Here is a 23,844-nt window from a genome sequence, read left to right on the forward strand (position 1 = left end):
ATTGATAAATGATGTTTGTAAAGTGATGGTTACCAATCACTCATTGGCCATTTATTATTAATTTAATTCTTTATTAAGTTTTCGTTCTTTAAAAGAACTTCTTCAGCTAACTGAATATACTGAACTGCCCCTTTACTTTCGGCATCATAGTTCAGGATACTTTCTCCGAAACTCGGAGCTTCACTCAATCTTACGTTTCTGCTGATGATGGTTTCGAAAACCATTTCCGGGAAGTGAAGGTTTACTTCTTCCACTACCTGATTAGACAATCTTAATCTGCTGTCATACATCGTAAGTAGAAGACCTTCTATTCCAAGATCTTTGTTGTGGATCTTCTGAACATTTTTAACGGTGTTCAAAAGTTTTCCAAGTCCTTCTAATGCAAAATATTCACACTGGATCGGGATAATTACAGAATCTGCTGCTGTAAGAGCATTTACTGTAATCAAACCTAAACTCGGTGCACAGTCGATGATAATATAATCATAATCATCTCTTACACTGGCTAAGGCTTTTTTCAGCATATATTCACGATCTTCCTTGTCTACCAATTCGATCTCTGCTGCTACCAGGTCAATATGTGATGGAATAATATCCAGATTCGGCGTTGCCGTTCTTTTGATACACGTTCTTGTATCTGCACTATGCTCCAATAGATTATATGTGGAATACTGAACATCTTCTACTCCCAAACCAGATGTAGCATTGGCCTGAGGATCAGCGTCAATAATCAATATTTTTTTTTCCAATACTCCTAATGCTGCGGCTAAGTTTACGGCAGTGGTCGTTTTTCCTACCCCACCTTTTTGATTAGCTATACCTATGATTTTTGCCATTATTAGAACTTTAAGTTTCAAAAATACACTTTTTTCTTTGCTCCCGATAGATAGAGAAAATCAAAATAGAGTTAAAATATTGTTAATAAGCAATTTAAGTATAAAAAAAATTATCCACAAAAAAAAATCTTTGTGGATAACTATTAAAAATTGATTTTTGATATTAATTATCAAACTTCATGGAGATTGGAAACTTGAAGTAACTTCTCACAAATTCACCTTTTTTATTTTTGGCAGGAATCCAGGTTCCTTTGTTTGAAATTGACTTCACTGTTCTGATTGCCTCATTATTAAAATCGGCATTGGTTCCGTTAGCTTTTACCCCTGAAATTGTTCCATCCATTTCTACAATGAATGTAACCGTAGTTTTTACTATTTCTTCTGATTCAAATCCTGAACCGTCGAAGTTCTTCATGACTTTATTTCTGAAAGAGTCTATTCCGCCTTTAAAACTGGCTTCTACGCCAAGTTCTCCTGACTCCACAATTTTACTTTTATCCACAACTTCCGGAATTACCGGCGGTGGCATATTGATTACCGGTCCCACAGGCGCCGTTGTTGGCACATGTGTATTCGGAGCTACTACATCGCCTTTAAAATTATCCTTAAAACCTGCTACAGCATCATCAGGAATAGGGTCCTTTTTCACATTATCCGGAGCATTTCTTGAGGGTGTAGGAACTGTACTGTCAAATGTTTTTGTATCAGGAGCAGTGGCTGGTTTTACAGGTGCAATGGTTACCGGTGGTGTATCAACAGGTTCATCGGGAATCACCATTGGTGGTGGAAGTTCCCATGGTTGTTCAATTACCTCCGGACCTTTAAAAGCTGATATTACAAATGGTGTAATGGATACAGCAGCCATTAAGCTTGCTCCTATAAAAAGTGCTTTAGTTAATATTCTATCTGATTCGTTTCTTAATACATAAGCACCGTATTCTTTGTTCCGGTGCTCAAAAAGAACTTCGTTGAAGCGAAATTCCTGGTTCTGATTCTGGTGTTTCATCACTATTACTATTTAAACTGTTAAAAAAAGTGATTATTAGTTTTATTAGTTCTTATCGATAAGCAATGTTTCAATATCAAAAGATTTGCCAGAATTTTACCAAAACAACATAATATTATAAAATTTTATGAAAATGTTTAAAATTTAACATTTCAACTATTGAAAATATATCCCTAAAATCCATCGAAGTATTGAATTATGTAAAAATCATCAGTAACATTATTAATGGTATTAATAACGCCAGAGCATTGATCATAATGAGAATTACTGAACTGATCTTTGCTTTTTTATAACTTTTGGCAGCAAAATATATAGCGGCAACACTAAACAGTAAGCTACAAACAACAAATAACATCAGCAGAAAATTACTGCGGATATTTATTGGAAACCCTAAATAAACACTTAGTAACACAGCATATGCTATGGTAAAGTATACGCTAATTACAATATTGTTCATGGTAGATTGAGGTAATTTATTGTTTTCCATCTGATTATATTATAAGTAAATATAAGGGTTTTCAATAACATCAACATTTTGAGAATATATGATTATCCATGCCAAGGTTTAAAACCCTGACATGAAACAAAAAAAAGAGACCATCAAATCTGACAGTCTCTTATTATGTGTATGTTCTAAGAAAATTAGAATAATTCTTTTCTGATGATGTTCTGACTTCTTTCAGGACCTACAGAAACTAAATATACGTTAATTCCTAAATATTTCTCAATAAACTCGATGTATTTCTGAGCGTTATCAGGAAGTTCATCATAGCTTCTTGCTTTTGTGATATCTTCCTCCCATCCTGGTAAATCCTGGTAGATTGGCTCATAGTTGTATAATTTCTCTGTTGACGAAGTAAAGTAATCGATAATTTTTCCGTCTTCAGTTTTGTAATGTGTAACGATTTTAAGGTTTTCAATTCCTGTAAGAACGTCTAGTTTAGTAATGACAAGGTTATTGATTCCGTTAATCATACAAGCGTGCTTTAAAGAAACAAGGTCTAACCAACCTGTTCTTCTTGGTCTCCCTGTAGTTGCTCCGAATTCACCACCGATTTGTCTGATTTTCTCACCCAATTCGTTGTCTAATTCAGATGGGAAAGGTCCGTTTCCTACTCTTGTACAGTATGCTTTTGCTACCCCGATCAGGTTTTGAAGTGATGTTGGTGGAACTCCTGCTCCTGAACAAACTCCTCCTGTAGATGGTGAAGATGAAGTTACGTATGGATAAGTACCGAAGTCGATATCAAGCATTAATGCTTGTGCTCCTTCAAATAAAACGTTTTTACCGTCTCTGATCGCTTCGTTTAGCTCTAATTCAGTATCAACGATTCTGTCCTGAAGCTGTTTTCCGATTTCTAAATATTCGTTATAGATTTCTTCAACGTCTAATGCAGGTTTTCCGTAATATTTTTCAAAAAGAGAATTTTTAACTTTTAAGTTTTTCTCAATTTTATCTCTTAAAATCTCAGGGTTTAATAGGTCAACCATTCTGATTCCGACTCTTGCAATTTTATCTTCATAACAAGGCCCGATTCCTTTTTTGGTTGTTCCGATCTGAGTTCCGCCGTGTTCCTCTTCACGGTAAGTATCCAAAAGGATGTGGTAAGGCATGATGACATGCGCTCTTCTGCTGATAAAAATGTGATCTGTTCTCAAGTTTTTGCTCTCGATCTGACCAACTTCTCTAATAAAAGACTTAGGGTTTACCACTACTCCGTTTGCAATGATACATTTCCCTTTGCATTGAAGAACTCCTGAAGGAAGAAGGTGCAGAACGAATTTTTCTTCACCAACATATACCGTGTGACCAGCGTTATCTCCTCCTTGGAAACGTACTACATAGTCCGATTTTGCTGATAAAACATCCGTGATTTTACCTTTACCTTCATCTCCATACTGAAGACCTACAACTACATAAGTTGACATATTTTACTTTTGTTTTAAGATTCGTGCAAAATTACTTTTAAAAAAAATGACTGCCAAATTATAGGGGATATTTATTTTTAGGTGGGGTGAAAATCATGAGGTTGACATAATAATAAATACATTAAGAATGTCAATACAAATATTTATTACAATATATTTACAAGGAACCTTATAATGATAAAAAAATTAAAATGAAAAACTATTTATTTGAACTTTCTTATGGCAACCGAGTGGATGAGAAACAGTTTATTAATTCTATTCTTAATAATTTTGATAATAAGACTTTAACAGGAGTTACAATGTTTATCAATAATAATATTTACAATCTGGAATTTCTATTATTGTTATATTTCGAAAAAGATGATAAGCTTTTTGATAACTGGTTAGAACAAAATTTCCATCAAAAGAAAAGAGTCTTCAATTATACCCCAACAAAAATAACAGAATTATTACTAGAAAATAGATATAGTATGTTTTCTTTCAGTAAAATTGAAGATATAGAACCGTTTTTAACACATAGTCCTAATCAGTTCTTTTTATATAACTCTAAAGAAGATTATAACAGAATTTGGGGAGGTATAAGTCGTGAATCATATCCAATAATATTTTTATCACACTCATCTCACGATAAAAAACTAATTGATGAAATTTTTAATGAATTACAAAAAGAAGAAATTGAAGCATGGTATGATAAATATCAAATTGATTTCGGAGATAGCATTACTGAAAAAATAAATTCAGGATTAAATAAATCTGATTTAGGAATAATATGCCTATCAAAGAATTTCCTTAATTCTCCTTGGACAAAAAATGAAATGAACTTCTTTATTCAAAAAAGAATAAATTCCGGTAAAAAAAACTTTATTTGTCTCAATATAGATCTAACTCACGATGAAATTCCTCCACTTCTTCAAGACTACCGTTATATTTCTTTAAATAATTCTAACTGGATAAATGATTTAGTAAGTATAATAAAAAAAATAGATACCAAATCATAAAAATATAGATTACATCGTATCTTAACCTTTTTAAAATTAATAAAATCACATAATGCTCCACTTTAAATCCTCATACCTCCCCTCCCCTCACAACAAAGCCTCCCAGCTTTACTCCACCCTATTTTCCCCACAAACAGCAAAAGCCACCCTCCTCATCGTTCATGGCATGCAGGAACACAGCGGAAGATATTCGGAAATAGCGGCGTATTTTGCCAATCATGGCATTGCTGTCCTTACTTATGACCATCTTGGTCACGGAAAATCTGTAAAAGATAAAAATGAGATTGGTTTCTTCCAGGTTGATAAACCGGATGAAAGATTAATTGCTGATGCAGAAATGATGGCAGATCATCTTGCAGCACAATATCCGGATGTTCCGCACTTTATTTTGGGGCATTCCATGGGATCTTTTATTACCCGTTGTCTTCTTCAAAAGGCTAGTCATAAATTTGCAGGAGCTATTATTACCGGAACCAGTGGACCTTTGCCGGGAATTGATGTATTAAGAGGATATTTATTTTTAGCCAATGCTATAGCTCCAAAGCATCGTACTTTTTTAAATTCTGTTTTCACGAAAGTTAACAATAAACATTTTAAGAAAGATAAAGACTTTAGCGATACAAGCTGGATCAGCATTAATCCTAAAAACAGAACAGCTTTTGAACAGGATGAATTGTGTGGAATTCCTTTCACTCACAATGCTTTTTATACGCTGTTTACAGTTTATAAAAGGGCAACTTCAAGAAATTGGGCTTCTTCTATTTCCCCATCATTTCCTTTTCTATTTGTAAGCGGACAGAATGATCCGATTGGTGATTTTGGTAAAGGGGTTACACTTACCATCAATAATTTAAAAAGTGATGGTTTTCAGGATGTGGAGACAAAGATATATCCGGAGATGCGCCATGAGATTTTAAATGAGGAAATACGGGAACAGGTGCTGAGTGAAATTTATGATTGGATGTTGAAACATTGTAAATAAGGTTCTTACTGTTTTTTTCTTGTTATACTTTTGTCTTGAAACAAAAGTATACAAAAGTTCAAGACTGGAATCATCCGCTAAAAATTTAAATATATTCCTAAAATTCCCAAACTCGCATGGATCATTTAATGTAGATTCGATTCAATGGACCAGCCATGCTCAGACAGTGGGAATTTTTTAACGGATTATATTGAAATTTTCTTAACACTCCTAATTCCTAGGTCGATTAAGAAATACAACCTACTTACCAAAGTAGTGAACAAGTATTCAATCTTCTTACCTGCCACTACTTTCAATCCATTCTGAGAAAGGTTTTCGGTAGGTCTCTCCTACTGTCACGAAGTCCTGGTTTCTCATCTGGATCCGGTTTCCATCGACAACTTTGATTTTATCGGTAGCAATAATGTAAGACCTGTGAATTCGCATAAATCTGTTTTCCGGGAGTTTCTCTAGAATATCTTTCATATTTTCTAATACCATCACTTTATCATTGATCGTGTGAATTCTGATATAATCTTTTAACCCTTCAATATAAATGACCTCATCAAAAGCAATTTTGTAATACTTCCGGTCTGCCCGTACAAAAAGGTGTTCTGTTTGTGGTTCAGGAATAAAAGCCTGCTGCCATTGTATAAATTTCTGTACCCCCTGATAAAAGCGGTTAAAAGTAATAGGTTTCAGTAAAAAATCGACTACATGAAAATCAAAAGCCTCCAAAGCATATTCAGCATACGCAGTGGTTACGATGAAATTATGGTTTTTATTGAACATCTTCATCATTTCAATACCCGTCAGCTCAGGCATCTGAATATCAATAAAGATAAGATCTATACTTTCTGAACCCAGTAATTTCATCACTTCATATACATCACTTCCTGCATATACGATGTTTAACAGATCAGTTTTTAAGGCATAATCATTCAAAAGCCTTACCGCAAAGGGTTCATCATCAAGGATAATACAATTGATCTTTTGTTTCATGAAAGTTGAATTTGTATAGATGCTTTAAATTTATTTTCAAGTCGGATGGTTTCCAGTGTATATCTACTGTGATACAGCATATCTAATCTGTTTTTAAGATTATCCAGCCCAATGCCCCCCAGTTTATCTGTTTTTTTATTTCCTATAGAGTTGATGACTTCAAAATTCAGACTCTTTTCATCGGTAATAATACTGATTTCAATTGGGTTTTGCTCAGAATAGGTTCCATGTTTCAACGCATTTTCTACCAATGGGGATAGAATGTAGGGAGCTATTCTTCGTTTTTCATCTTTAATTCCTGAGTGCCATTTTACAATATTATTTTCATAATGCCTTAACTCTTCCAATTCTATATAGGCTTTTATATAATCAAGTTCTTCAGACAGGGCAATATGATCTTTCTGGGCTTCATAGGTAGTAAAACGCATGATATTGCTGAGTTTTTCAATAGCCGAAAGAGATTCCGGAGATTGAAAATGAACCATTGAATAAATATTGTTGAGGGTATTAAAAATAAAATGCGGATTGATCTGTGCTTTAAGAAATTTGATTTCTGTATTTTTCTGTTCTTCCAAAATCACTTTATTATATTCTAAAAGTCTTATCACATGGATGATCAGCCATAAAAATGAGCTAAAAATAATTGGTTTGCTGCTGTAAGCAAGATTGTCCAGAAGATAGCTTCCTAACACAGGATTTGTATAATTCACCTGTCCCAGCCACCAGTCTGTTATAATCTGTTCTACTACAAAACGGGCTAATGCAAAGAACAGAAAAGTAATGATAATTCCTAACAATAGCTTTATCCATTTAAAATCAGTGAAGATTCTTGGCATCACAACACCATAATTAAAATAAAAGGTCAAAACAAAGACTACAGCATAGGTTTTAAGGAATAAATCCAGCTCCGGCATTTCGAAAGAAAGCGGTTTACCAATCAGCATAAAGTACAGGATCAGCAACCAAAATAAGATGTGGAGCCCAATTTCTGTCTTTTTATTCAGATATAGTTTTCCCATATGGGTTATTATTTTTTTGTAAAAATAGGTTTTTATGGAAAAGCCTCACACCGGGTTTGTCGACAAAATACGGAGGAACGTCGATAAAATTGGTTTCAGCTGGCTCAAAGCTGCAGTTTTGCTGAAAAATTAAGACAAAGATTATGAAAACTTTACTTCTTCCAGCAATACTTCTTTTATTCCTAAATACAATGAATGCTCAGGAAAAAGAAACCACCAATGAAACCTCTTTAGAAACAGTTGTCATACAAAAGCAGAAAAAAATCATTGAAAGAAAGGTGGACCGCCTGATTTATAATGTTGAAAATTCTACAGCCTCAACGGGTGGTAATGCTTTGGATGCTTTAAAATCTGCTCCTATGGTAAGGGTACAAAATGAAACGATTTCCATTGTGGGTAAAGGTGAAGTGTTGATTATGATTGATGACCGTCTTCAAAAAATTCCGGCAAGTGAAGTAGCTACTTTTCTGAAAACAATTCCTTCAGATAATATTAAAAGTATTGAGGTGATTACTTCTCCACCGGCAAAATATGAAGCTGAAGGAAACAATGGTATCATCAATATCAAACTTAAAACAGCTAAAAGCAATTCATGGAACGCCAGTTTAGGAACTAATTATACCCAAAGGTTTTATGCAGGAAACAGCGTACAGGGAATGTTTAATTATAATCATGGGAAACTTTCACTACAGTCTTCCGTATATATGGAACAGCAAAAACTCCGCTCCAGTTCTCAAACCAACACGTATTACCAAAATGAATTATGGTCTATGGATACACAGGGGATCAGTAAAAATAAAAACCTGGGGATCAGTTTAGGCGTAGATTACAAAATCACAGACCGATGGACAACCGGATTAAAATACCTGGGTAGTTTCACTTCGGAAACTGGCTCAAGCTCACCGCTTACTTCAAGAATAAGTTATCAAAATTCGCAGCCTACCTCATTTATTTCTTCTGATACCCAATCTTCCAACAAACCGAATATTAATAGTTTGAATTGGTTTAACACCATAAAAATGGACAGTGCAGCAACTGTACTTACCACAGATTTTGATTTTTTTGAATATAAAAAAGATGATGCAAGAGATTTCTACGGCAGCGAACTTGATGCCAAAATGCAGATGCTTCCCGGCTCCTATTTTTCAGCATTGAATTCAAATGTGAATAAAATTCGTAACTATTCAGGAAAAGCTGATCTGGAGACCAAACTTCTCTGGGCAGATCTTAATTTCGGTGGTCGTTTCTCTTTCACCCGCACTGACAATAATTTTTTAGCATACGATAAAGAAACCGGTCCGGCTCTTCTGAATACCGATCAATCCAATACATTTATTTACAAGGAATATAATGAAGCTTTATATTTTTCATTGAGCCGAAAATTCAACAGTCAGTGGGAAGCTAAACTGGGATTACGAGCAGAAGCTACTCAAACAATTGGGTTTTCTGAAAACCGCAACCAGACTGATAAAAATGATTATATCAAATTGTTTCCCACAGCCTATCTTACTTATACTGCGAACAATAATCATTCTTTTTCACTGACTTACAACAGAAGGATCAGACGTCCGGATTTTGATTATCTGAATCCGTTTGTTGTGAGAACCAGTCCGTTTTATTATTCTGAAGGCAACCCTTATCTGAAACCTTCAATTATTGATAACCTTGAGCTCTCCTATATCAAAGGACAAAAATGGACTTCTTCATTGTATTTTTCCAAAGTTTCAGATTTCGGACAGGCATTATCTATATTGAATCCCGAAACCAATGTTACCAGAAATACTCCTATAAATTATGCAGATACTTATCAGATTGGCTTTTCAACCTCTTATAATTTCAGCGCTATAAAATGGTGGAACAGCTTTTCAGGATTTAATGTTAATTACCAGAACGTAAAATCCAAAGTTCCTTACACAGCTTCTATTGATGGCTATAATGCTTACCTGTACAGCAATAATGACTTTATTCTTAACAAGAAAAAAACAATTTTAGTAAGTGTTAATTATGGATTACAGCTTCCAGGCAGATATCAGATCTTTCATATTTCCACGATGAATATTTTGGATGTGACTGTAAAAGTACTATGTCTTGACAAAAAGTTCTCCATATCTCTTACCGGAACTGATCTTCTGAACAGCCAAAGACCTTTGATCTCCTATCAGTCTAATGGTATTGAAACCAATTTCAGAAATAATAATTATACAAGAGGATTCCGGCTTTCATTGAGCTATAGATTCGGGAATAATGATCTTAAATCTAAGGATAGAAATTTTGGAAATGAAGAGGAAAGAAACAGGATGAATCAATAAGTTTATTTTTTATTAGTTTTTAATTCTAATGAGATTCTCACAGGTTACACAGGTGCCTAAGTATTCTTTTACCTGCCTCTTCTGCAAAATCTGTGAGAGTTTTTTATTGCTAACATTCTAGCCGGCTTGTTTTCAAAAGGAATTCCTAAATTAGAACGCTGGAAAAACTAAAATCAAACACCATGACGATAGAAGAACTTTTTAAAGACAAAGCTACCAAAGCCAAGGAAAAAACAGAAATCATCAGCCAATGGATCATTGACACTTCATTACCTACAGATGAACTCATCGCTTTTGCCGAGAAATCAAAAGATCCGATAAAGGGAACCTGTATAGAAGCCATGGAATATGCCACCAAGCAAAATCCTGACCTGGCAGATGAAACCGTATTTGCATTTGTTACCAATACCCTTACTGAGAAAGCCCCCAAAATAAAATGGGAAAGCGCCAAAGTAATTGGTAATACAGCTCAACGATTCCCTGATAATCTGGAGCTGGCTATCAGTAATTTGATCGCAAACACAGAACATGAAGGAATTGTTGTCCGTTGGAGTGCCGCATTTGCATTAGGAGAAATTCTGAAGCTGAAAACACCTCACAACAAGACTCTTCTTCCGGCCCTTGAGAACATGAGCGAGAAAGAGGAAAAGAACAGCATCAAGAAAATTTATCTGGATGCCATAAAAAAAACGAAGAAATAATATTTAAAATTGATAAACATAAAAATCCTGGAGTTTATATCCAGGATTTTGTTTTTTAGGTTTGGGCTAAAGTCCATTGAAATTTGACATTTTATTTTAAAGCGGGCTAAAGCCCGCTGCTATTGAATTTATAAAATATTAATATCATATTATCTCTCGCAGATTTTTCAGATCAAGCAGAGAAAAAAATCATACATAAACATCTGTAAAATCTGTGTAATCTGTGGGAAACAAATTATTTCAGCATTACTTCCTTACCAATTCCTATCTCTTCCAGAAAAACTTCATCATGTGAGATCACCATCAGCGTTCCATGATAATCCTTAATAGAATTGGTCAGAATTTCTACATTCTGCAAATCCAGATTATTGGTAGGTTCGTCAAGGATCATCATATCCGGAGTTTTATTGCTGATGGAAAGTCCGCACAGCAGTAACCTCAGGCGTTCTCCACCGCTTAAAATCCCACATTTTTTATCCCAGGTTTCTTTACTGAATAAAAACCTTGCAAGCAATGTCTTCACCTCCGATTCTTGTAATGCACTATCATTAAAGGTTTGTACAAAATCATAAACTGTCAGATCATTATCAATCAATGAATATTCCTGATCGATATAAATGCTGTTGAATTCAGCTCTGCTGATGTTTCCCGTTGAAGGCGAAATATTTCCCAGCAAAAGTTTTATCAAAGTGGTTTTTCCTGAGCCATTGAAACCCTTAATTGAAATTCGGTCACCACTTCGCACTTCAAAATCAAGATTTTCTTTCCAGAGCTTTTCTTCACCATAGCTAAAGTTAATATCCTCCGCTGTAATTAAAATCTTCCCTGAATGTAACCCGGAATCATTGAAATTGACCTTCATCTGATCAGAATTTCTTACAGAAGAGCGCAATTCTCTCAAATCTCCTGAAATGCCACTGATCTTTTCTGTATGTACACTTTTCAGTTTTGAAGTATTTTTCTCCGCATTGTTCCGAAGGGTATTCATCATAATTCTGGCCACCCCGGATTTTTCCTGTTTCTGTTTTCCTCTGGCATCAAGCTTTTGTTTCCGCTCGATGGTTTCACGTTCTTTTTCTTTTGCTTTTTTCAAAGCCCGTTCTTTCGCATGAATATCATTTTGTAAAGCTTCGTCTTCCACATCTTTCTGTTCTGCGTAGAAGTCATAATTTCCGCCGTAGGTCGCAATTCCCTGATTGCTTAATTCAAAAATTGTGTCTACAAGGTTCAGTAATGTACGGTCATGGCTTACAATGACAACAGTAGCACTCACTTTTTCAATAAGGTCATACAACAGTTTTCTTCCTTCCAAATCCAGATGATTTGTAGGTTCGTCCAAAATAATAACATCAGGCTGATTGATCTGAATTCCCGCAAGAAAAACTTTAGTCTTCTGGCCGCCGCTTAGTCCTTCTAATTTTTGGTTCAAATCAAAATCCTGAAGATTCCAATACTGTAATGCGCTTTGGCAACGCTCTTCAATATCCCAGTCGTCATTCAGAATTTCAAAATAGTGTTCATCCACTTCCCCACTCGTAATTTTTTCAAGTGCTAAAAGCTTTTGATCTATATTCAGGCACTCTGCGATGGTTAAATGATTAAAATTCCCGAACATTTGGGGAACATAAAAAATGTTGCCCTGAATGTTTACAGTTCCCTCTAATGGCTGTTGTTCATTGGCTATTATTTTGAGCAGGGTAGATTTTCCCACGCCGTTGCTTCCTACCAAAGCAGATTTGGTATTCGATGATATTGTTAAGTTGATATGATTAAAAAGGAGGTCTCCTCCCGGAAACCCAAAGGATATATTTTGCAGTAAAATCATGATTTCTTTCTTAATAAAGGTTAAACACCGGCAACTCATTGGTTACCGCTTCATTGAATCTGAAAGAAATTATATCCTACATGTCTGTATTTATGGGTTTGAAAGAACAAATATAGTATAAATACATGATTAAACACAAAAAGATTTTAATGAAAAATCAAAAATCCGTAACTTTGCCAACTACTAAAAATTTTTATGGAAAGTATTAAAGTTCACGACAAAACTTTCGTTCCTTATTTAAAGGATGCCGAAATTCAGGAAATTGTAAAAGAGACCGCATTAAGAATTTATGAAGATTACAAAGACGAAGTTCCTGTTTTCATTGGTGTTTTGAATGGAGTTATCATGTTCTTCTCAGATCTTTTAAAATATTATCCTGGGGAATGCGAAATCGCTTTCCTACAAATGAGTTCTTATGTAGGAACTGAATCTACAGGGATTGTTTACCAAAAAATGGAACTGACAAAAGACGTAAAAGACCGTCACATCATTCTTGTAGAAGATATCGTTGACACAGGAAATACGGTTGAAAGTCTTTTCAAATATTTCCAGGAAACACAACGTCCTAAATCTGTAAAACTAGCAAGTTTCTTATTGAAACCTGAGATTTACAAGAAGGATTTCAAACTGGACTATATTGGAAAGGAAATTCCAAATAAATTTGTTCTTGGTTATGGATTGGATTATGATGAATTGGGAAGAAACCTACCTAATTTGTACCAGTTAGAAGACGGACAAATCAATCATTAAATGCCTATAGCTATCAGCTACTGGCTTTTAGCTTTAAATATTAAATCGAAATAAAGTAAAATATTAACTAAATAAAGCTAAAAGCAAGAAGCATCTGCGCATTGCCGGAAGCGAAACAACATTATGATAAACATTGTTCTGTTCGGCCCTCCAGGAAGTGGAAAAGGAACACAAGCTCAGAATCTAATCGAGAAATTCAATTTAAAGCAGGTTTCAACAGGTGATCTTTTCAGATACAATATGAAAAATGACACTGAACTGGGAAAATTGGCTAAGTCTTATATCGATAAGGGAGAATTGGTTCCGGATCAGGTAACAACAGATATGCTGATTGACGAAATCAGAAAACCTACCAACACTAATGGTTTTATCTTTGATGGATATCCAAGAACGACTGCTCAGACAGAAGCTTTGGAAAAAATCGTTAAAGAAGAATTAAATGACGAGATTGACATCTGTCTCTCATTAATCGTAGAAGATAAAATTTTGGTGGAAAGACTTCTTAAAAGAGGAGAAACCAGCGGTAGATCAGATGACAGCAATGTAGAGATCATCGAAAACAGAATTAAAGAATATTATACTAAAACAGCAGAAGTAGCCGAACTTTATAAGCAACAAGGTAAATATGTTGAAGTAAACGGTGTAGGTGAAATTAATGAAATTTCCCAAAAACTTTTCGCTGAGGTAGAGAAAATTAAATAATCGAGATTCGGGATACGGGATTCGTATTTTCGTCCCGTAGCTCGCAACTCGTAACAAATACTATATGTCTAACTTTGTAGATTACGTAAAAATCCATTGTAAAAGCGGACACGGAGGTGCTGGTTCTGCCCACCTTCGCCGTGAAAAGTATATCCCTAAAGGTGGTCCCGATGGTGGCGACGGAGGTCGTGGTGGACACGTCATTATGAGAGGAAATGCACAGGAATGGACTTTACTTCCGCTTCGATACACCCGTCACATAAAAGCTGAACGTGGTGAAAACGGAGCAAAAAACCAGCTTACCGGTGCTGACGGTTCTGATATTTATATTGATGTTCCTATCGGAACGATCGCTAAAAATGAAGAAGGAGAAATTATTGGCGAAATCCTTGAGGACAAACAGGAAATCATTTTGATGGAAGGAGGAAAAGGAGGAAAAGGAAACGAATTCTTCAAATCTTCTACCAATCAAACTCCAAGATATGCTCAACCCGGAATGGATGGGCAGGAAGGCTATATTGTCTTCGAACTTAAAATTTTGGCCGATGTAGGATTGGTTGGGTTTCCAAATGCCGGAAAATCTACACTTCTTGCTTCTGTATCTGCAGCAAAACCTAAGATTGCCAACTATGCCTTTACTACCCTGACTCCTAACCTTGGAATTGTGGATTACAGAAATTACAAATCATTTGTAATGGCTGATATCCCGGGAATCATTGAAGGGGCAGCAGAAGGAAAAGGATTAGGACACAGATTCCTGAGACATATTGAAAGAAACTCTATCCTCTTGTTTTTGATTCCTGCAGATTCTGAAGATCACTTCCAGGAGTTTAAAATTCTGGAAAATGAATTAAAGGAATACAATCCTGAGCTTTTAGATAAAGACTTCATTGTTTCCGTTTCAAAATCTGATCTTTTGGATAATGAACTGAAAAAAGAAATTGCTGCTGAATTCCCAGAGAACAAACAGCCATTATTCTTTTCAGGAGTTACCGGAGAGGGTCTTATTGAACTGAAAGATGCCATCTGGAAACAACTGCATGGATAAGAAAATAATTACAGTTTTACTTTTTGTAATTCATCAATATTACTTCTCACAAAGTAATACTTCAAAAATAGACAGCCTCGGGACGATCCCCGAGGTTGAGTCTTTTATAAGATCCTGTTCCAAAAGCAAAGATGATTTTCTTTCTAAATTTACATTGAAAACCATCAAGGATTTTGATAACACGGTCATTTCTCCAAAAATTAAGAAAAAAGCAAAAGCCTTAGGTGTTGGTAAAAGCTTTTACAAGGGAGACTTCAATCATGATGGCAGAACCGATCTCCTTTTTATAGGTGATAATAAAAGCTGTATACAAACTTCCATGGACTCAAAAAAAGAGACCTCCTGTAATACCAGTGTCAAGGTAATCTTCGACTTGGAATCGGGGTATGTACTTAAAGATGTGATGCGACGTCATCGTGATTTTACCATTCCAAAAGTCATCAAAATTAATGGAATGGATTATATTAACATCACCTATGAAGACAACAGCATGTTTTCTAATACACCCGAAAAAATGTTATCTAAAATTCTAACCTATAAATTTGATGATTTCATAGAATAGAATACAATTCCCAACCGAAAAAGCATTCTATTAAACAGATTTCTTACAAAGCAGGGCCATGCTACGGAACCTGCCCCATGTTTGAATTAGAACTCAATAAAAATAAGATTTCTACATTCACAGCATTTGCTTTTAACTTCATAGATGATAATGATCGAGCAGCAGCAGCTAATGCAATCGGAAATTTAAATAAAGGTAAAAATGAAGGGGTTTTTAAAAGTCAGATAAAGCCTTCAGACATTGCTGCTATTGAAGAGCTATTGAATTATATTGACTTTCCAAACCTCAATAACAGTTATTCAATCTCCGCAACTGATAATCCGTCCTCTACCCTTACGATTGTTTACAATACTGGAAAAATAAAAAAAATAAAGAAGATTGAAGACTACGGGTTAGTAGGAACTTATGGGCTTAAAAAACTTTATAAAATCTTGTTCAACCTAAGATTTAATCAGGACTGGGAAAAGATGCCTTAAAACTCTTTGGAACAATTATTGGAAGACTGTTTATAAAATTGTCGGCTATGAAATATGTCCTAGGCCTTTGTGCTTTTATATTTATATTTTCCTGTACTTCTCAGAAAGTAAATTCTAAATATTCTAAAATAGAATATCAGGCAACTCCCTGTTTTGGATTCTGTCCTGTATTCACAATGACCATCAATCCGGATAGAACAGCCGTTTTTAAAGCAGAGCACTTTAATTTTAATGATAAGCCTTCAAAAGACGAATTTTCCAAACCTCGCGAAGGAACTTTTAAAGGAACTATTAAAGAAGAGGATTACAATAAACTCATCAGTTTACTAGATGGTTTAGAAGTAAAAAACTTGAAGGACAAATACGGAGAAAAAAACATCACGGATTTACCTACCTCTTATTTAAAAATCAAATTTGATGATGGTACTTCAAAAAATGTGGAAGATTATGGAAAACGTGGAAGTGAAAAACTCTCAGAAGTATATCATTTTTTTGAAGATCTGAGAAAGAACCAGCAATGGACTAAGGTGAAATAAAATATCTAAATTATATTCTGAAAAATAATTCCTCTTTAAAGAGGAATTATTTTTTTTAAGCCTTTCGATTTCTCTACTTTTGATATAATCCTGACAATTCCAAATTAAAAACATGTTCATCTCTCCCCTTTCTCACCTACAACGATCTACCAATCAAACAGAGGTTATTAAGTTCTTAATTTTTTAACCTACCTTTGCAGAATGTAATTCTTTCAGACAGAGGGAATTTTTATTTAAATTTTAAAATAATTCATTTGAATTTTACAGACTTAAACTTAATAGAACCTATTGCTAAAGCAATCCAGGAACAGGGATATACAACTCCAACGCCCATTCAGGAAAGATCTATTCCTGAAATTTTACAAGGCAAAGACTTTTTAGGCTGTGCACAAACCGGAACAGGGAAAACAGCAGCATTTGCCATTCCTATTTTACAGAATCTATCTAAAAATAAAATACCGAACAAAAATATTAAAGCCTTAATCCTAACGCCTACCAGAGAATTGGCGATTCAGATTGAGGAAAACATTCATGCTTACGGTAAATATCTTCCTTTAAAAGAACTTGTTATTTTCGGCGGGGTGAAACAGGGGAACCAGGAAGCTGCACTCAAAAGAGGTGTTGATATTTTGGTAGCTACACCGGGAAGACTTCTTGACTTCATTGCCCAGGGTATTATTAGCTTAAAAAATCTTGAAATATTTGTTCTTGATGAAGCAGACAGAATGCTTGACATGGGATTTGTACATGATGTGAAAAGAATCATCAAACTTTTACCACAGAAAAGACAGACTTTGTTTTTCTCTGCAACGATGCCGGGAGAAATTCAGAAACTGGCTAATTCTATCCTGAACAATCCTGTAAAAGTAGAAGTTACTCCGGTTTCCTCTACTGCAGATACCATTAAACAATCCGTTTATTTTGTAGAAAAAGAAAACAAGCTAAATTTATTATCTCATATTCTCCAAAATGATATTGCGGATTCCGTATTGGTATTTTCCAGAACAAAGCATGGTGCTGATAAAATCGCCAGAAAGCTTCAAAAAGACAATATCTCTGCAGAGGCTATTCATGGGAACAAATCTCAAAATGCAAGACAGAACGCCCTTAATAACTTCAAATCAGGGAAAACAAGAGTTCTGGTAGCTACTGATATTGCAGCAAGAGGAATTGATATTGATGAATTAAAATTCGTTATCAACTTTGAACTTTCCGATGTTTCTGAAACCTATGTACACAGAATCGGAAGAACAGGTAGAGCCGGAGCAGAAGGAACTTCTATTTCTTTTGTAGATGGATTAGACCTTCTTAATCTGAAAAATACAGAAAAACTAATTGGGAAGAAAATTCCTATTATTAAAGACCATCCGTTCCATACAGATGATCTTGTAGCACAGAAAAGAGATTCCAATAATAAGCCTGTTCAGCCAGGTGGGGAGAAACCAAAGAGGCCTAACAATAATTCCAGACCCAATAATAGAAATAAAAAGAAGCCTAACCCTTCAGAAACTCCTTCTACTGGATTTAAAAAGCCTAAGAATAAGAATTTTACAAGAAAGAAATAAAGATTACTGAGAGATGTTTCTGTAACTACTTTTCAGAGCAAGAAATCTTTTTTCATAATGCTGATATGAAAAGTGCGCGATCCATACTGTTATCAATGGGATCATCAGATAACTTGAAACAATGACGGCATAATCACTTATATTGTATTTTGAAACCAATTGAAGTAAAATAAACCCTATGGATTGCATTACAATGGTGTGATACATATAGATTCCATAAGAAATTTTTCCAAGATAAATCAGTTTTTTATTTTCAAAAAAACTGATTTTTTTTTGGGTAAAGAAAATAAGGAAAAAACCAAACAGAACCATACTGAAAACTCTGTACTGAAATTCAGACATACTATTAATAAATAGGTCTGTCGTAAAATAAATCAGGAGGAGTACACCGCTTATGATCTGAAGAATATTGCAATATTTATTAGTTTTAAACTTTAGCAAAGAGCACCATCCCGCAAAAGAGAAATAGAAAAACATCATTCTATATTCATCTAAGAATTCAAGACCGGGCATATGATATAACCCTATGAATAGAACGGTGAAGATCAGTAAGAATGCTTTGATATTCTTTAAAGAAATCAACAAAATAAGAGGAGCAATCAGCAGGTAAAATTGCTCTTCTATTCCTATAGACCAGAGTATTTCAAGAATCCCTCCTGGTTCGAAAGTTGCAAATATGTTAGGAAAGAATGTAAAAAGGAGAATTATTCCTTCCCATAGATTGTATTCACTTTTAAATTCAAAACCTAGTTGTGGAAGAATAATATTGTAGTATAGTAATCCTATAATGGCCACGAGATAATACAGGGGAAAAATCCTGATTATCCTTCTGATATAGAAGTTCTTCAGATTTATTTTACCGGTAATTCTTTTTTCATCAAACAGCTGTCTGATAATAAGAAAACCGCTTAAAGAGAAAAACATATATACAGCTTCACGTCCTTTATCAAACAGAGGTAAACCATAAAAAGTAGGCAATCCTCTGTTATCAAAAAACTGGGGAATATGAAAAATCACAACCAATAAAGCCAGGAAAAATCTCAAGGAAGTAATATTAGGAAGTCTTTTCATATTTAATTTATCTCTTAGATAGCAAAAATCTTCTTTGCATTTTCCGTAGTAATCCTGTCTATCTCAGTAAAATCTTTACCATAAATATTCACCAACTTCCCGGCTACAAGATCAAGATACGAGCTCTCATTTCTTTTTCCTCTGTGTGGAACCGGAGCTAAATAAGGAGAATCTGTTTCCAAAACAATTTTATCTAAAGGAACTTCATTCAAAAACTGATCAATTTTCCCATTTTTAAAAGTCACTACTCCACCAATACCTAAAATGAAGTTCAGGTCAATTGCAAGCTGTGCCTGCTCCAGATTTCCTGAAAAACAATGAAATATTCCTCTTAATTGGGGATGTTTCTTTCTTTCCAGCACTTCGAAGGTTTCATCAAAGCTTTCTCTGGTATGGATTACAATCGGAAGGTCTTTTTCTATCGCCCAATCAATCTGCTGTTCGAAAGCCTGTACCTGAATATCCAAAGTTGTTTTATCCCAATACAGGTCAATTCCGATCTCCCCTATTGCAGGAAAATGTCTTTGGTCAAGATAATTCTTAACGATTTCCAGCTCTTTTTCCCAGGATTCAGGTTTTACATAGCACGGATGAAGCCCCATCATTGAAAAAATCTGTCCGGGATATTCAGCTTCCAGCTGCAACATTTTCCCGTGGGATTCGGAATCAATAGCAGGAAGATAAAACTCTGTAATTCCTTTATCCAAAGCTCTTTGAATGGCTTCTTTTCTATCTGCATCAAATTCTTCTGCATATAAATGGGTATGTGTATCAATCATTTTATTTAAAATTTCAACAGATCTTTATAAGGATTTTCAAGGCCCAGCAACATTCCGAAGGCCGGCTCTGTTTTGATTCCCTTTTTTTTAAGTTCTATTATTTTTTGTTTAAATTCTTCTCCTTTTTCCTGTAATATTTTGTGTTCAGCAATCATATGAAGGTAAGCATTTTGCTGAGTCGTAGGTTTATTTTGTCCAAAAATTTCAATAGGAAGCCCTTCTAACATAAAATTTAATGTAATGCATTTTTCGCCGTTTACAATGGGATATTCCACTCCTACATCATGAGGAATAAAGCGACTCAACATTAAATCATCTAGAAAGTCTTCTTCAAATTTTAAATCCACCTCAAAAATAAGATCGAGATCACTTCCTTCTATGTCAATTTCAATAGGAATGGTTCCTGCTAAAATTGGTGAATACTCTTTTAGCTTTTCAAAAATGCGATGCTTTGTGAGAATTTCATAAGCTCTTCTTTGCCTTTCATTTCCTGTTTTCAGATAGTCGATCTTTGTAAAATCAATCATTTGAATATGGTATGTTTTACTTTTTTTCTTTGATTTTCGATTCTCTGATCCAATTTTCCCCTGAATTCTATAAATTTAGGATCTTTTACATCATTGGTTCTATGCTCCAGTGCCCGCATGATCTTAAAATTTTCTTTAATAAATTCTTTAGTCTCTTCTGAAAAATAAGAGTCTCCAAACTTATCAAAAATATAATTAACGGCCTGAGTACTTGGATGAATCATATCTTCTTTATAGAAACGATAATCCCGCAAATCATCCATCAAAATCTCATAAACAGGGAGATAATGACAGTCTTCAAACAGGGAAATAGATTCATGAATGGCGGTAATTAACTTGGACTTGCTTAACTGATTCTCCACCATTCCATCTTTGGTATGCCTTACCGGAGAAACAGAAAACAAAATCTGAACTCCTTCTTTACAGATATCCTTAAGTTCCAGAATGGTATTGTAAATGGACCCTGTAAGCTCCTGATGGGTAAGCAGCCTCTTCTCAAAGAATTTCTGAGGAATCTTATGACAGTTGGCTACCAGTTTTTGCTTTGGAAGAAACTCATAAATGAAAGAAGATCCATAAGTAATAATAATCCAGTCAGCTTCCTGAAGGAATGCATTTCCTGTTTCAATGGCTCCATTAATCTTGTCTAAAGTCTGATGAATATACCTGGTATCAAAACTCGTATGATGATCTAAAGAAATATATTCTTCATTATAAACAATCAACTCATCTTCTATATAAAACTCCGAATCATGAAGCCTTTTTACTGCATTATTGATGGAAAAGGGATTAAAAATTGTCCCAAAAGGATTATTTAGCGTCTGAAGCTGGCCATCTTTCAGTAATTCAGTCATTTCAGAGGCAAAGCAGGAACCAATTGAGAATATCCTATCTTCAATCTCTATCTTCTTCTCTGATTTCGGAATATCAACTTCTGTTCTGAATTTCATTGTATAGATTTTAGGTGGGAGGCAATAGGTAGCAGGCAATTCTGCGACCTACTCCCTATCATCTGCAACCTTATTTAGCTTTCTCTTCTTAATAAATAGTTGGCCAGTTCAATGAACGGCTTTTTCTTTTCTTCAGGAATATCAATTTTCTGCAGATAGCTTTGTCCGATTTCATTGTGTTTTTCGATCAGACGAAGGGCTTTTTCATCTACTTTTGTTCTTCTGAATATCTTTTCAACACCGTAGATTTTATCGATGTTATCAGTCTTTTTAGAATACCAGTAATCCAGTTCTTTTCTTTCTTCTTCTGTCGCATGTTCTCTTGCTAACAGATAAAGAACTGTTTTCTTGTTCTCATAAATATCTCCGGCATGTTTTTTACCAAACTGTGCCTGATCTCCGAATACATCAAGATAATCATCCATAATCTGGAATGCGATTCCGATGTGTTTTCCAAAGTTGAAAATCGCTTTAGCATCTTTAAAATCAGCCTTTGCAATTAAAGCTCCGATCTCAAAAGAAGAAGCACTCAATACTCCTGTTTTATAGGTAATCATTCTGATATAATCATCAAAAGTTACATTCTCCTGAGTTTCGAAATTAATATCATACTGCTGTCCCTCACATAAAAGAAGACCAGTATGGGTAAAGATTCGGATACAGGCTTTAAAGATTTCAGGTTCAAGATCTTCAAAGAATTTATATGCTTTAAGCATCAATCCGTCTCCAGAAAGAATCCCCACATTAATTCCATGTAAGGTATGGATTGTAGGCTTATTTCTTCTTAAAGGAGCCTCATCCATAATATCATCATGAATCAGGGTGAAATTATGGAAAAACTCGATAGCCAAAGCCGGTTTTATAGCCTGCTTCAGATCTCCACCGAACAGATCACAAGCCATCAGCACCATAATGGGACGAAGACGTTTTCCACCATGGGAAATAATATAATTCATCGGCTCATATAACTGCGTAGGCTTATCTTTAAAAGTATACTTATTGATGGCGTCCCCAACAAGCTGCTGGTATCTGTCTAAAAATTCCATAAAATCTTATAATTTGAACAAAAATACGATTTTTCAAGGCTTTATAAAACAAAAAACTTTGCCCAAATGGACAAAGTTTATATGATAATTGTGATTTTTTATCTTAAAATAAGAAAGTTACAATAAGATAAGTGATAGCAGCTACTATTGCTGAAATCGGAATGGTTAATACCCAAGCCCAAAGTAAGCTTACTGTAATTCCCCATCTTACTGCTGAAATTCTTTTTGTTAATCCTACCCCGATGATAGACCCTGTAATGGTGTGTGTGGTAGATACAGGAATACCAAAGTGATCTGTGATGAATAAAGTAATTGCTCCTGCAGTTTCTGCACTCACTCCTTCTAATGAAGTTACTTTAGTAATCTTTGTTCCCATTGTTTTAATGATCTTCCAACCTCCACTCATAGTTCCTAAAGCAATAGCAATAAACGAAACCAGAGGAACCCAGATATAGTGTTGAGCAAAATAATCGAAACGTCCTGCAGAAGGAATATTCAAATACTGTGCATCCTGAAGCATATTCACGTGATAATAAATTACCGCCGCTCCAATGATTCCCATTACTTTCTGGGCATCATTCAAACCATGTCCTAAACTAAACAGTGCTGACGAAGCCAACTGCAATCTTTTGAAAGATTTGTCTGCTTTGTGTGGATTTGATTTTTTATAAAGGTGAACAATAATTAATGTAATAATGATCGAGATAATCATCCCTATGATCGGTGCCATGAAAATGAACAGGAAGATAGGAATAACTTTATCAAACTTTACCACTCCCTGATGAGTTACCTGGCTGAAAGCTTCTTTAGTCGTTTCCCACACCCCAAGTTCAGGCTGTGCTGCTGCCACATCATGGTAATCCATCATAAAAGCATGCATTAAAGCTGCTCCCAGGAATCCTCCAATCAAGGTATGTGATGATGAGGAAGGAATCCCAAACCACCATGTCAGAAGGTTCCAGGCAATAGCTGCCATCAAACCGGAAAATATAACTTCAAGCGTGATAAAATTCTCGTTAACTGTTTTGGCAATTGTATTACCAATTTTAAATTCTCCAATAATATAAGCAGCAATAAAGAAAGCTGCAAAGTTCCAAAGTGCCGCCCAAAGTACAGCCTGGAATGGAGTTAAAACTTTTGTAGAAACTATAGTTGCAATTGAGTTGGCCGCATCATGGAAACCATTGATATAATCAAAGATTAACGCCAACGCAATAATAACTACAAGTAAAATCGGAAATTCCAT

At 34.9% G+C, this 23,844-nt stretch carries 24 protein-coding genes; 11 read left to right on the plus strand and 13 right to left on the minus strand.

Going from position 1 to position 23,844, the window contains the following annotated elements; all coding sequences use genetic code 11:
• Positions 1-62: 62 nt before the first annotated feature.
• The 4 genes from EG344_RS05710 to EG344_RS05725 all read right to left on the minus strand — a co-directional run bounded on the left by EG344_RS05710 (position 63) and on the right by EG344_RS05725 (position 3,771).
• Positions 63-836 carry a ParA family protein gene (locus EG344_RS05710; protein WP_115973537.1) on the minus strand — a complete coding sequence of 258 codons (774 nt, stop codon included), beginning with the start codon at positions 834-836 and terminating at the stop codon, positions 63-65.
• Positions 837-999: 163 nt separating this feature from the next.
• Entirely contained in the window at positions 1,000-1,842 is an 843-nt protein-coding gene (locus EG344_RS05715; protein ID WP_123908655.1) for an energy transducer TonB, read from the minus strand.
• Positions 1,843-2,038: 196 nt separating this feature from the next.
• On the minus strand, positions 2,039-2,329 hold the full coding sequence (locus EG344_RS05720) for a hypothetical protein (protein WP_123908656.1): 291 nt from the start codon (positions 2,327-2,329) through the stop codon (positions 2,039-2,041).
• A gap of 155 nt (positions 2,330-2,484) precedes the next feature.
• Positions 2,485-3,771: an adenylosuccinate synthase gene (locus EG344_RS05725; protein WP_123908657.1), complete on the minus strand. Its 1,287-nt coding sequence runs from the start codon at positions 3,769-3,771 to the stop codon at positions 2,485-2,487.
• A gap of 191 nt (positions 3,772-3,962) precedes the next feature.
• Between EG344_RS05725 and EG344_RS05730 the strand changes: the two genes are divergently transcribed.
• Both EG344_RS05730 and EG344_RS05735 read left to right on the plus strand, forming a co-directional pair.
• Positions 3,963-4,769, plus strand: coding sequence for a toll/interleukin-1 receptor domain-containing protein (locus EG344_RS05730; RefSeq protein ID WP_123908658.1), 807 nt, complete (start codon positions 3,963-3,965; stop codon positions 4,767-4,769).
• A gap of 52 nt (positions 4,770-4,821) precedes the next feature.
• On the plus strand, positions 4,822-5,751 hold the full coding sequence (locus EG344_RS05735) for an alpha/beta fold hydrolase (RefSeq protein ID WP_164464396.1): 930 nt from the start codon (positions 4,822-4,824) through the stop codon (positions 5,749-5,751).
• A gap of 276 nt (positions 5,752-6,027) precedes the next feature.
• On the opposite strand, the gene EG344_RS05740 is transcribed toward EG344_RS05735, so the two are convergent.
• Positions 6,028-6,732: a LytR/AlgR family response regulator transcription factor gene (locus EG344_RS05740; protein ID WP_123908660.1), complete on the minus strand. Its 705-nt coding sequence runs from the start codon at positions 6,730-6,732 to the stop codon at positions 6,028-6,030.
• Entirely contained in the window at positions 6,729-7,751 is a 1,023-nt protein-coding gene (locus EG344_RS05745; RefSeq protein WP_123908661.1) for a sensor histidine kinase, read from the minus strand. Before EG344_RS05745 ends, EG344_RS05740 begins: the two co-directional genes overlap by 4 nt.
• 143 nt (positions 7,752-7,894) lie before the next feature.
• Between EG344_RS05745 and EG344_RS05750 the strand changes: the two genes are divergently transcribed.
• Positions 7,895-10,060, plus strand: a complete 2,166-nt coding sequence (locus EG344_RS05750; RefSeq protein WP_123908662.1) for an outer membrane beta-barrel family protein — start codon at positions 7,895-7,897, stop codon at positions 10,058-10,060.
• Between the two features lie 182 nt (positions 10,061-10,242).
• Positions 10,243-10,761 (plus strand): HEAT repeat domain-containing protein, encoded by a 519-nt coding sequence (locus EG344_RS05755; protein WP_123908663.1) that lies wholly within the window; start codon positions 10,243-10,245, stop codon positions 10,759-10,761.
• A 235-nt stretch (positions 10,762-10,996) separates the two neighbouring features.
• Here the strand turns inward: EG344_RS05755 and abc-f are convergent, their stop codons facing one another.
• Positions 10,997-12,586, minus strand: a complete 1,590-nt coding sequence (abc-f, locus tag EG344_RS05760; RefSeq protein WP_123908664.1) for a ribosomal protection-like ABC-F family protein — start codon at positions 12,584-12,586, stop codon at positions 10,997-10,999.
• Positions 12,587-12,781: 195 nt separating this feature from the next.
• On the opposite strand from abc-f, the gene EG344_RS05765 reads away from it, so the two are divergent.
• The 7 genes from EG344_RS05765 to EG344_RS05795 all read left to right on the plus strand — a co-directional run bounded on the left by EG344_RS05765 (position 12,782) and on the right by EG344_RS05795 (position 18,225).
• Complete coding sequence (locus tag EG344_RS05765; protein WP_045494079.1) at positions 12,782-13,336, plus strand: phosphoribosyltransferase; 555 nt, start codon at positions 12,782-12,784, stop codon at positions 13,334-13,336.
• Positions 13,337-13,459: 123 nt separating this feature from the next.
• Positions 13,460-14,038 carry an adenylate kinase gene (locus tag EG344_RS05770; RefSeq protein WP_123908665.1) on the plus strand — a complete coding sequence of 193 codons (579 nt, stop codon included), beginning with the start codon at positions 13,460-13,462 and terminating at the stop codon, positions 14,036-14,038.
• A 64-nt stretch (positions 14,039-14,102) separates the two neighbouring features.
• Entirely contained in the window at positions 14,103-15,086 is a 984-nt protein-coding gene (gene obgE / locus EG344_RS05775; RefSeq protein WP_123908666.1) for a GTPase ObgE, read from the plus strand.
• On the plus strand, positions 15,079-15,648 hold the full coding sequence (locus tag EG344_RS05780) for a hypothetical protein (protein WP_123908667.1): 570 nt from the start codon (positions 15,079-15,081) through the stop codon (positions 15,646-15,648). Before obgE ends, EG344_RS05780 begins: the two co-directional genes overlap by 8 nt.
• Positions 15,649-15,725: 77 nt before the next feature.
• Positions 15,726-16,124, plus strand: a complete 399-nt coding sequence (locus EG344_RS05785; protein WP_123908668.1) for a DUF6438 domain-containing protein — start codon at positions 15,726-15,728, stop codon at positions 16,122-16,124.
• A 47-nt stretch (positions 16,125-16,171) separates the two neighbouring features.
• The gene (locus EG344_RS05790) at positions 16,172-16,660 is read left to right on the plus strand and encodes a DUF6438 domain-containing protein (RefSeq protein ID WP_123908669.1); all 489 of its coding nucleotides are present in this window, start codon (positions 16,172-16,174) and stop codon (positions 16,658-16,660) included.
• Positions 16,661-16,914: 254 nt separating this feature from the next.
• Positions 16,915-18,225 carry a DEAD/DEAH box helicase gene (locus EG344_RS05795; protein WP_123908670.1) on the plus strand — a complete coding sequence of 437 codons (1,311 nt, stop codon included), beginning with the start codon at positions 16,915-16,917 and terminating at the stop codon, positions 18,223-18,225.
• Between the two features lie 3 nt (positions 18,226-18,228).
• Here the strand turns inward: EG344_RS05795 and EG344_RS05800 are convergent, their stop codons facing one another.
• From EG344_RS05800 to EG344_RS05825, 6 genes are all read right to left on the minus strand, one after another.
• Positions 18,229-19,296, minus strand: a complete 1,068-nt coding sequence (locus tag EG344_RS05800; RefSeq protein WP_123908671.1) for an acyltransferase family protein — start codon at positions 19,294-19,296, stop codon at positions 18,229-18,231.
• 14 nt (positions 19,297-19,310) lie between these two features.
• A complete protein-coding gene (locus EG344_RS05805) occupies positions 19,311-20,075 on the minus strand; it encodes a TatD family hydrolase (RefSeq protein ID WP_123908672.1) in 765 nt (254 codons plus the stop codon).
• Between the two features lie 5 nt (positions 20,076-20,080).
• Positions 20,081-20,602: a DUF4269 domain-containing protein gene (locus tag EG344_RS05810; RefSeq protein ID WP_123908673.1), complete on the minus strand. Its 522-nt coding sequence runs from the start codon at positions 20,600-20,602 to the stop codon at positions 20,081-20,083.
• Positions 20,599-21,552 (minus strand): GSCFA domain-containing protein, encoded by a 954-nt coding sequence (locus EG344_RS05815; RefSeq protein ID WP_123908674.1) that lies wholly within the window; start codon positions 21,550-21,552, stop codon positions 20,599-20,601. Before EG344_RS05815 ends, EG344_RS05810 begins: the two co-directional genes overlap by 4 nt.
• 74 nt (positions 21,553-21,626) lie before the next feature.
• Positions 21,627-22,598, minus strand: a complete 972-nt coding sequence (locus EG344_RS05820; RefSeq protein WP_123908675.1) for a polyprenyl synthetase family protein — start codon at positions 22,596-22,598, stop codon at positions 21,627-21,629.
• A 103-nt stretch (positions 22,599-22,701) separates the two neighbouring features.
• Positions 22,702-23,844 (minus strand): inorganic phosphate transporter, encoded by a 1,143-nt coding sequence (locus EG344_RS05825; RefSeq protein WP_123908676.1) that lies wholly within the window; start codon positions 23,842-23,844, stop codon positions 22,702-22,704.

This window comes from Chryseobacterium sp. G0162 (genome assembly GCF_003815715.1).
GTDB lineage: Bacteria > Bacteroidota > Bacteroidia > Flavobacteriales > Weeksellaceae > Chryseobacterium.

Coding starts and splice junctions, on each gene's coding strand:
- EG344_RS05735 (WP_164464396.1), top strand. CDS start 4,822: ATGCTCCACTTTAAATCCTCATACCTCCCCTCCCCTCACAACAAAGCC.
- EG344_RS05710 (WP_115973537.1), bottom strand. CDS start 836: ATGGCAAAAATCATAGGTATAGCTAATCAAAAAGGTGGGGTAGGAAAA.
- EG344_RS05745 (WP_123908661.1), bottom strand. CDS start 7,751: ATGGGAAAACTATATCTGAATAAAAAGACAGAAATTGGGCTCCACATC.
- EG344_RS05790 (WP_123908669.1), top strand. CDS start 16,172: ATGAAATATGTCCTAGGCCTTTGTGCTTTTATATTTATATTTTCCTGT.
- EG344_RS05825 (WP_123908676.1), bottom strand. CDS start 23,844: ATGGAATTTCCGATTTTACTTGTAGTTATTATTGCGTTGGCGTTAATC.
- EG344_RS05720 (WP_123908656.1), bottom strand. CDS start 2,329: ATGGAAAACAATAAATTACCTCAATCTACCATGAACAATATTGTAATT.
- EG344_RS05780 (WP_123908667.1), top strand. CDS start 15,079: ATGGATAAGAAAATAATTACAGTTTTACTTTTTGTAATTCATCAATAT.
- EG344_RS05725 (WP_123908657.1), bottom strand. CDS start 3,771: ATGTCAACTTATGTAGTTGTAGGTCTTCAGTATGGAGATGAAGGTAAA.
- EG344_RS05770 (WP_123908665.1), top strand. CDS start 13,460: ATGATAAACATTGTTCTGTTCGGCCCTCCAGGAAGTGGAAAAGGAACA.
- EG344_RS05750 (WP_123908662.1), top strand. CDS start 7,895: ATGAAAACTTTACTTCTTCCAGCAATACTTCTTTTATTCCTAAATACA.
- EG344_RS05785 (WP_123908668.1), top strand. CDS start 15,726: ATGTTTGAATTAGAACTCAATAAAAATAAGATTTCTACATTCACAGCA.
- EG344_RS05755 (WP_123908663.1), top strand. CDS start 10,243: ATGACGATAGAAGAACTTTTTAAAGACAAAGCTACCAAAGCCAAGGAA.
- obgE (WP_123908666.1), top strand. CDS start 14,103: ATGTCTAACTTTGTAGATTACGTAAAAATCCATTGTAAAAGCGGACAC.
- abc-f (WP_123908664.1), bottom strand. CDS start 12,586: ATGATTTTACTGCAAAATATATCCTTTGGGTTTCCGGGAGGAGACCTC.
- EG344_RS05805 (WP_123908672.1), bottom strand. CDS start 20,075: ATGATTGATACACATACCCATTTATATGCAGAAGAATTTGATGCAGAT.
- EG344_RS05820 (WP_123908675.1), bottom strand. CDS start 22,598: ATGGAATTTTTAGACAGATACCAGCAGCTTGTTGGGGACGCCATCAAT.
- EG344_RS05740 (WP_123908660.1), bottom strand. CDS start 6,732: ATGAAACAAAAGATCAATTGTATTATCCTTGATGATGAACCCTTTGCG.
- EG344_RS05715 (WP_123908655.1), bottom strand. CDS start 1,842: ATGAAACACCAGAATCAGAACCAGGAATTTCGCTTCAACGAAGTTCTT.
- EG344_RS05815 (WP_123908674.1), bottom strand. CDS start 21,552: ATGAAATTCAGAACAGAAGTTGATATTCCGAAATCAGAGAAGAAGATA.
- EG344_RS05730 (WP_123908658.1), top strand. CDS start 3,963: ATGAAAAACTATTTATTTGAACTTTCTTATGGCAACCGAGTGGATGAG.
- EG344_RS05800 (WP_123908671.1), bottom strand. CDS start 19,296: ATGAAAAGACTTCCTAATATTACTTCCTTGAGATTTTTCCTGGCTTTA.
- EG344_RS05765 (WP_045494079.1), top strand. CDS start 12,782: ATGGAAAGTATTAAAGTTCACGACAAAACTTTCGTTCCTTATTTAAAG.
- EG344_RS05810 (WP_123908673.1), bottom strand. CDS start 20,602: ATGATTGATTTTACAAAGATCGACTATCTGAAAACAGGAAATGAAAGG.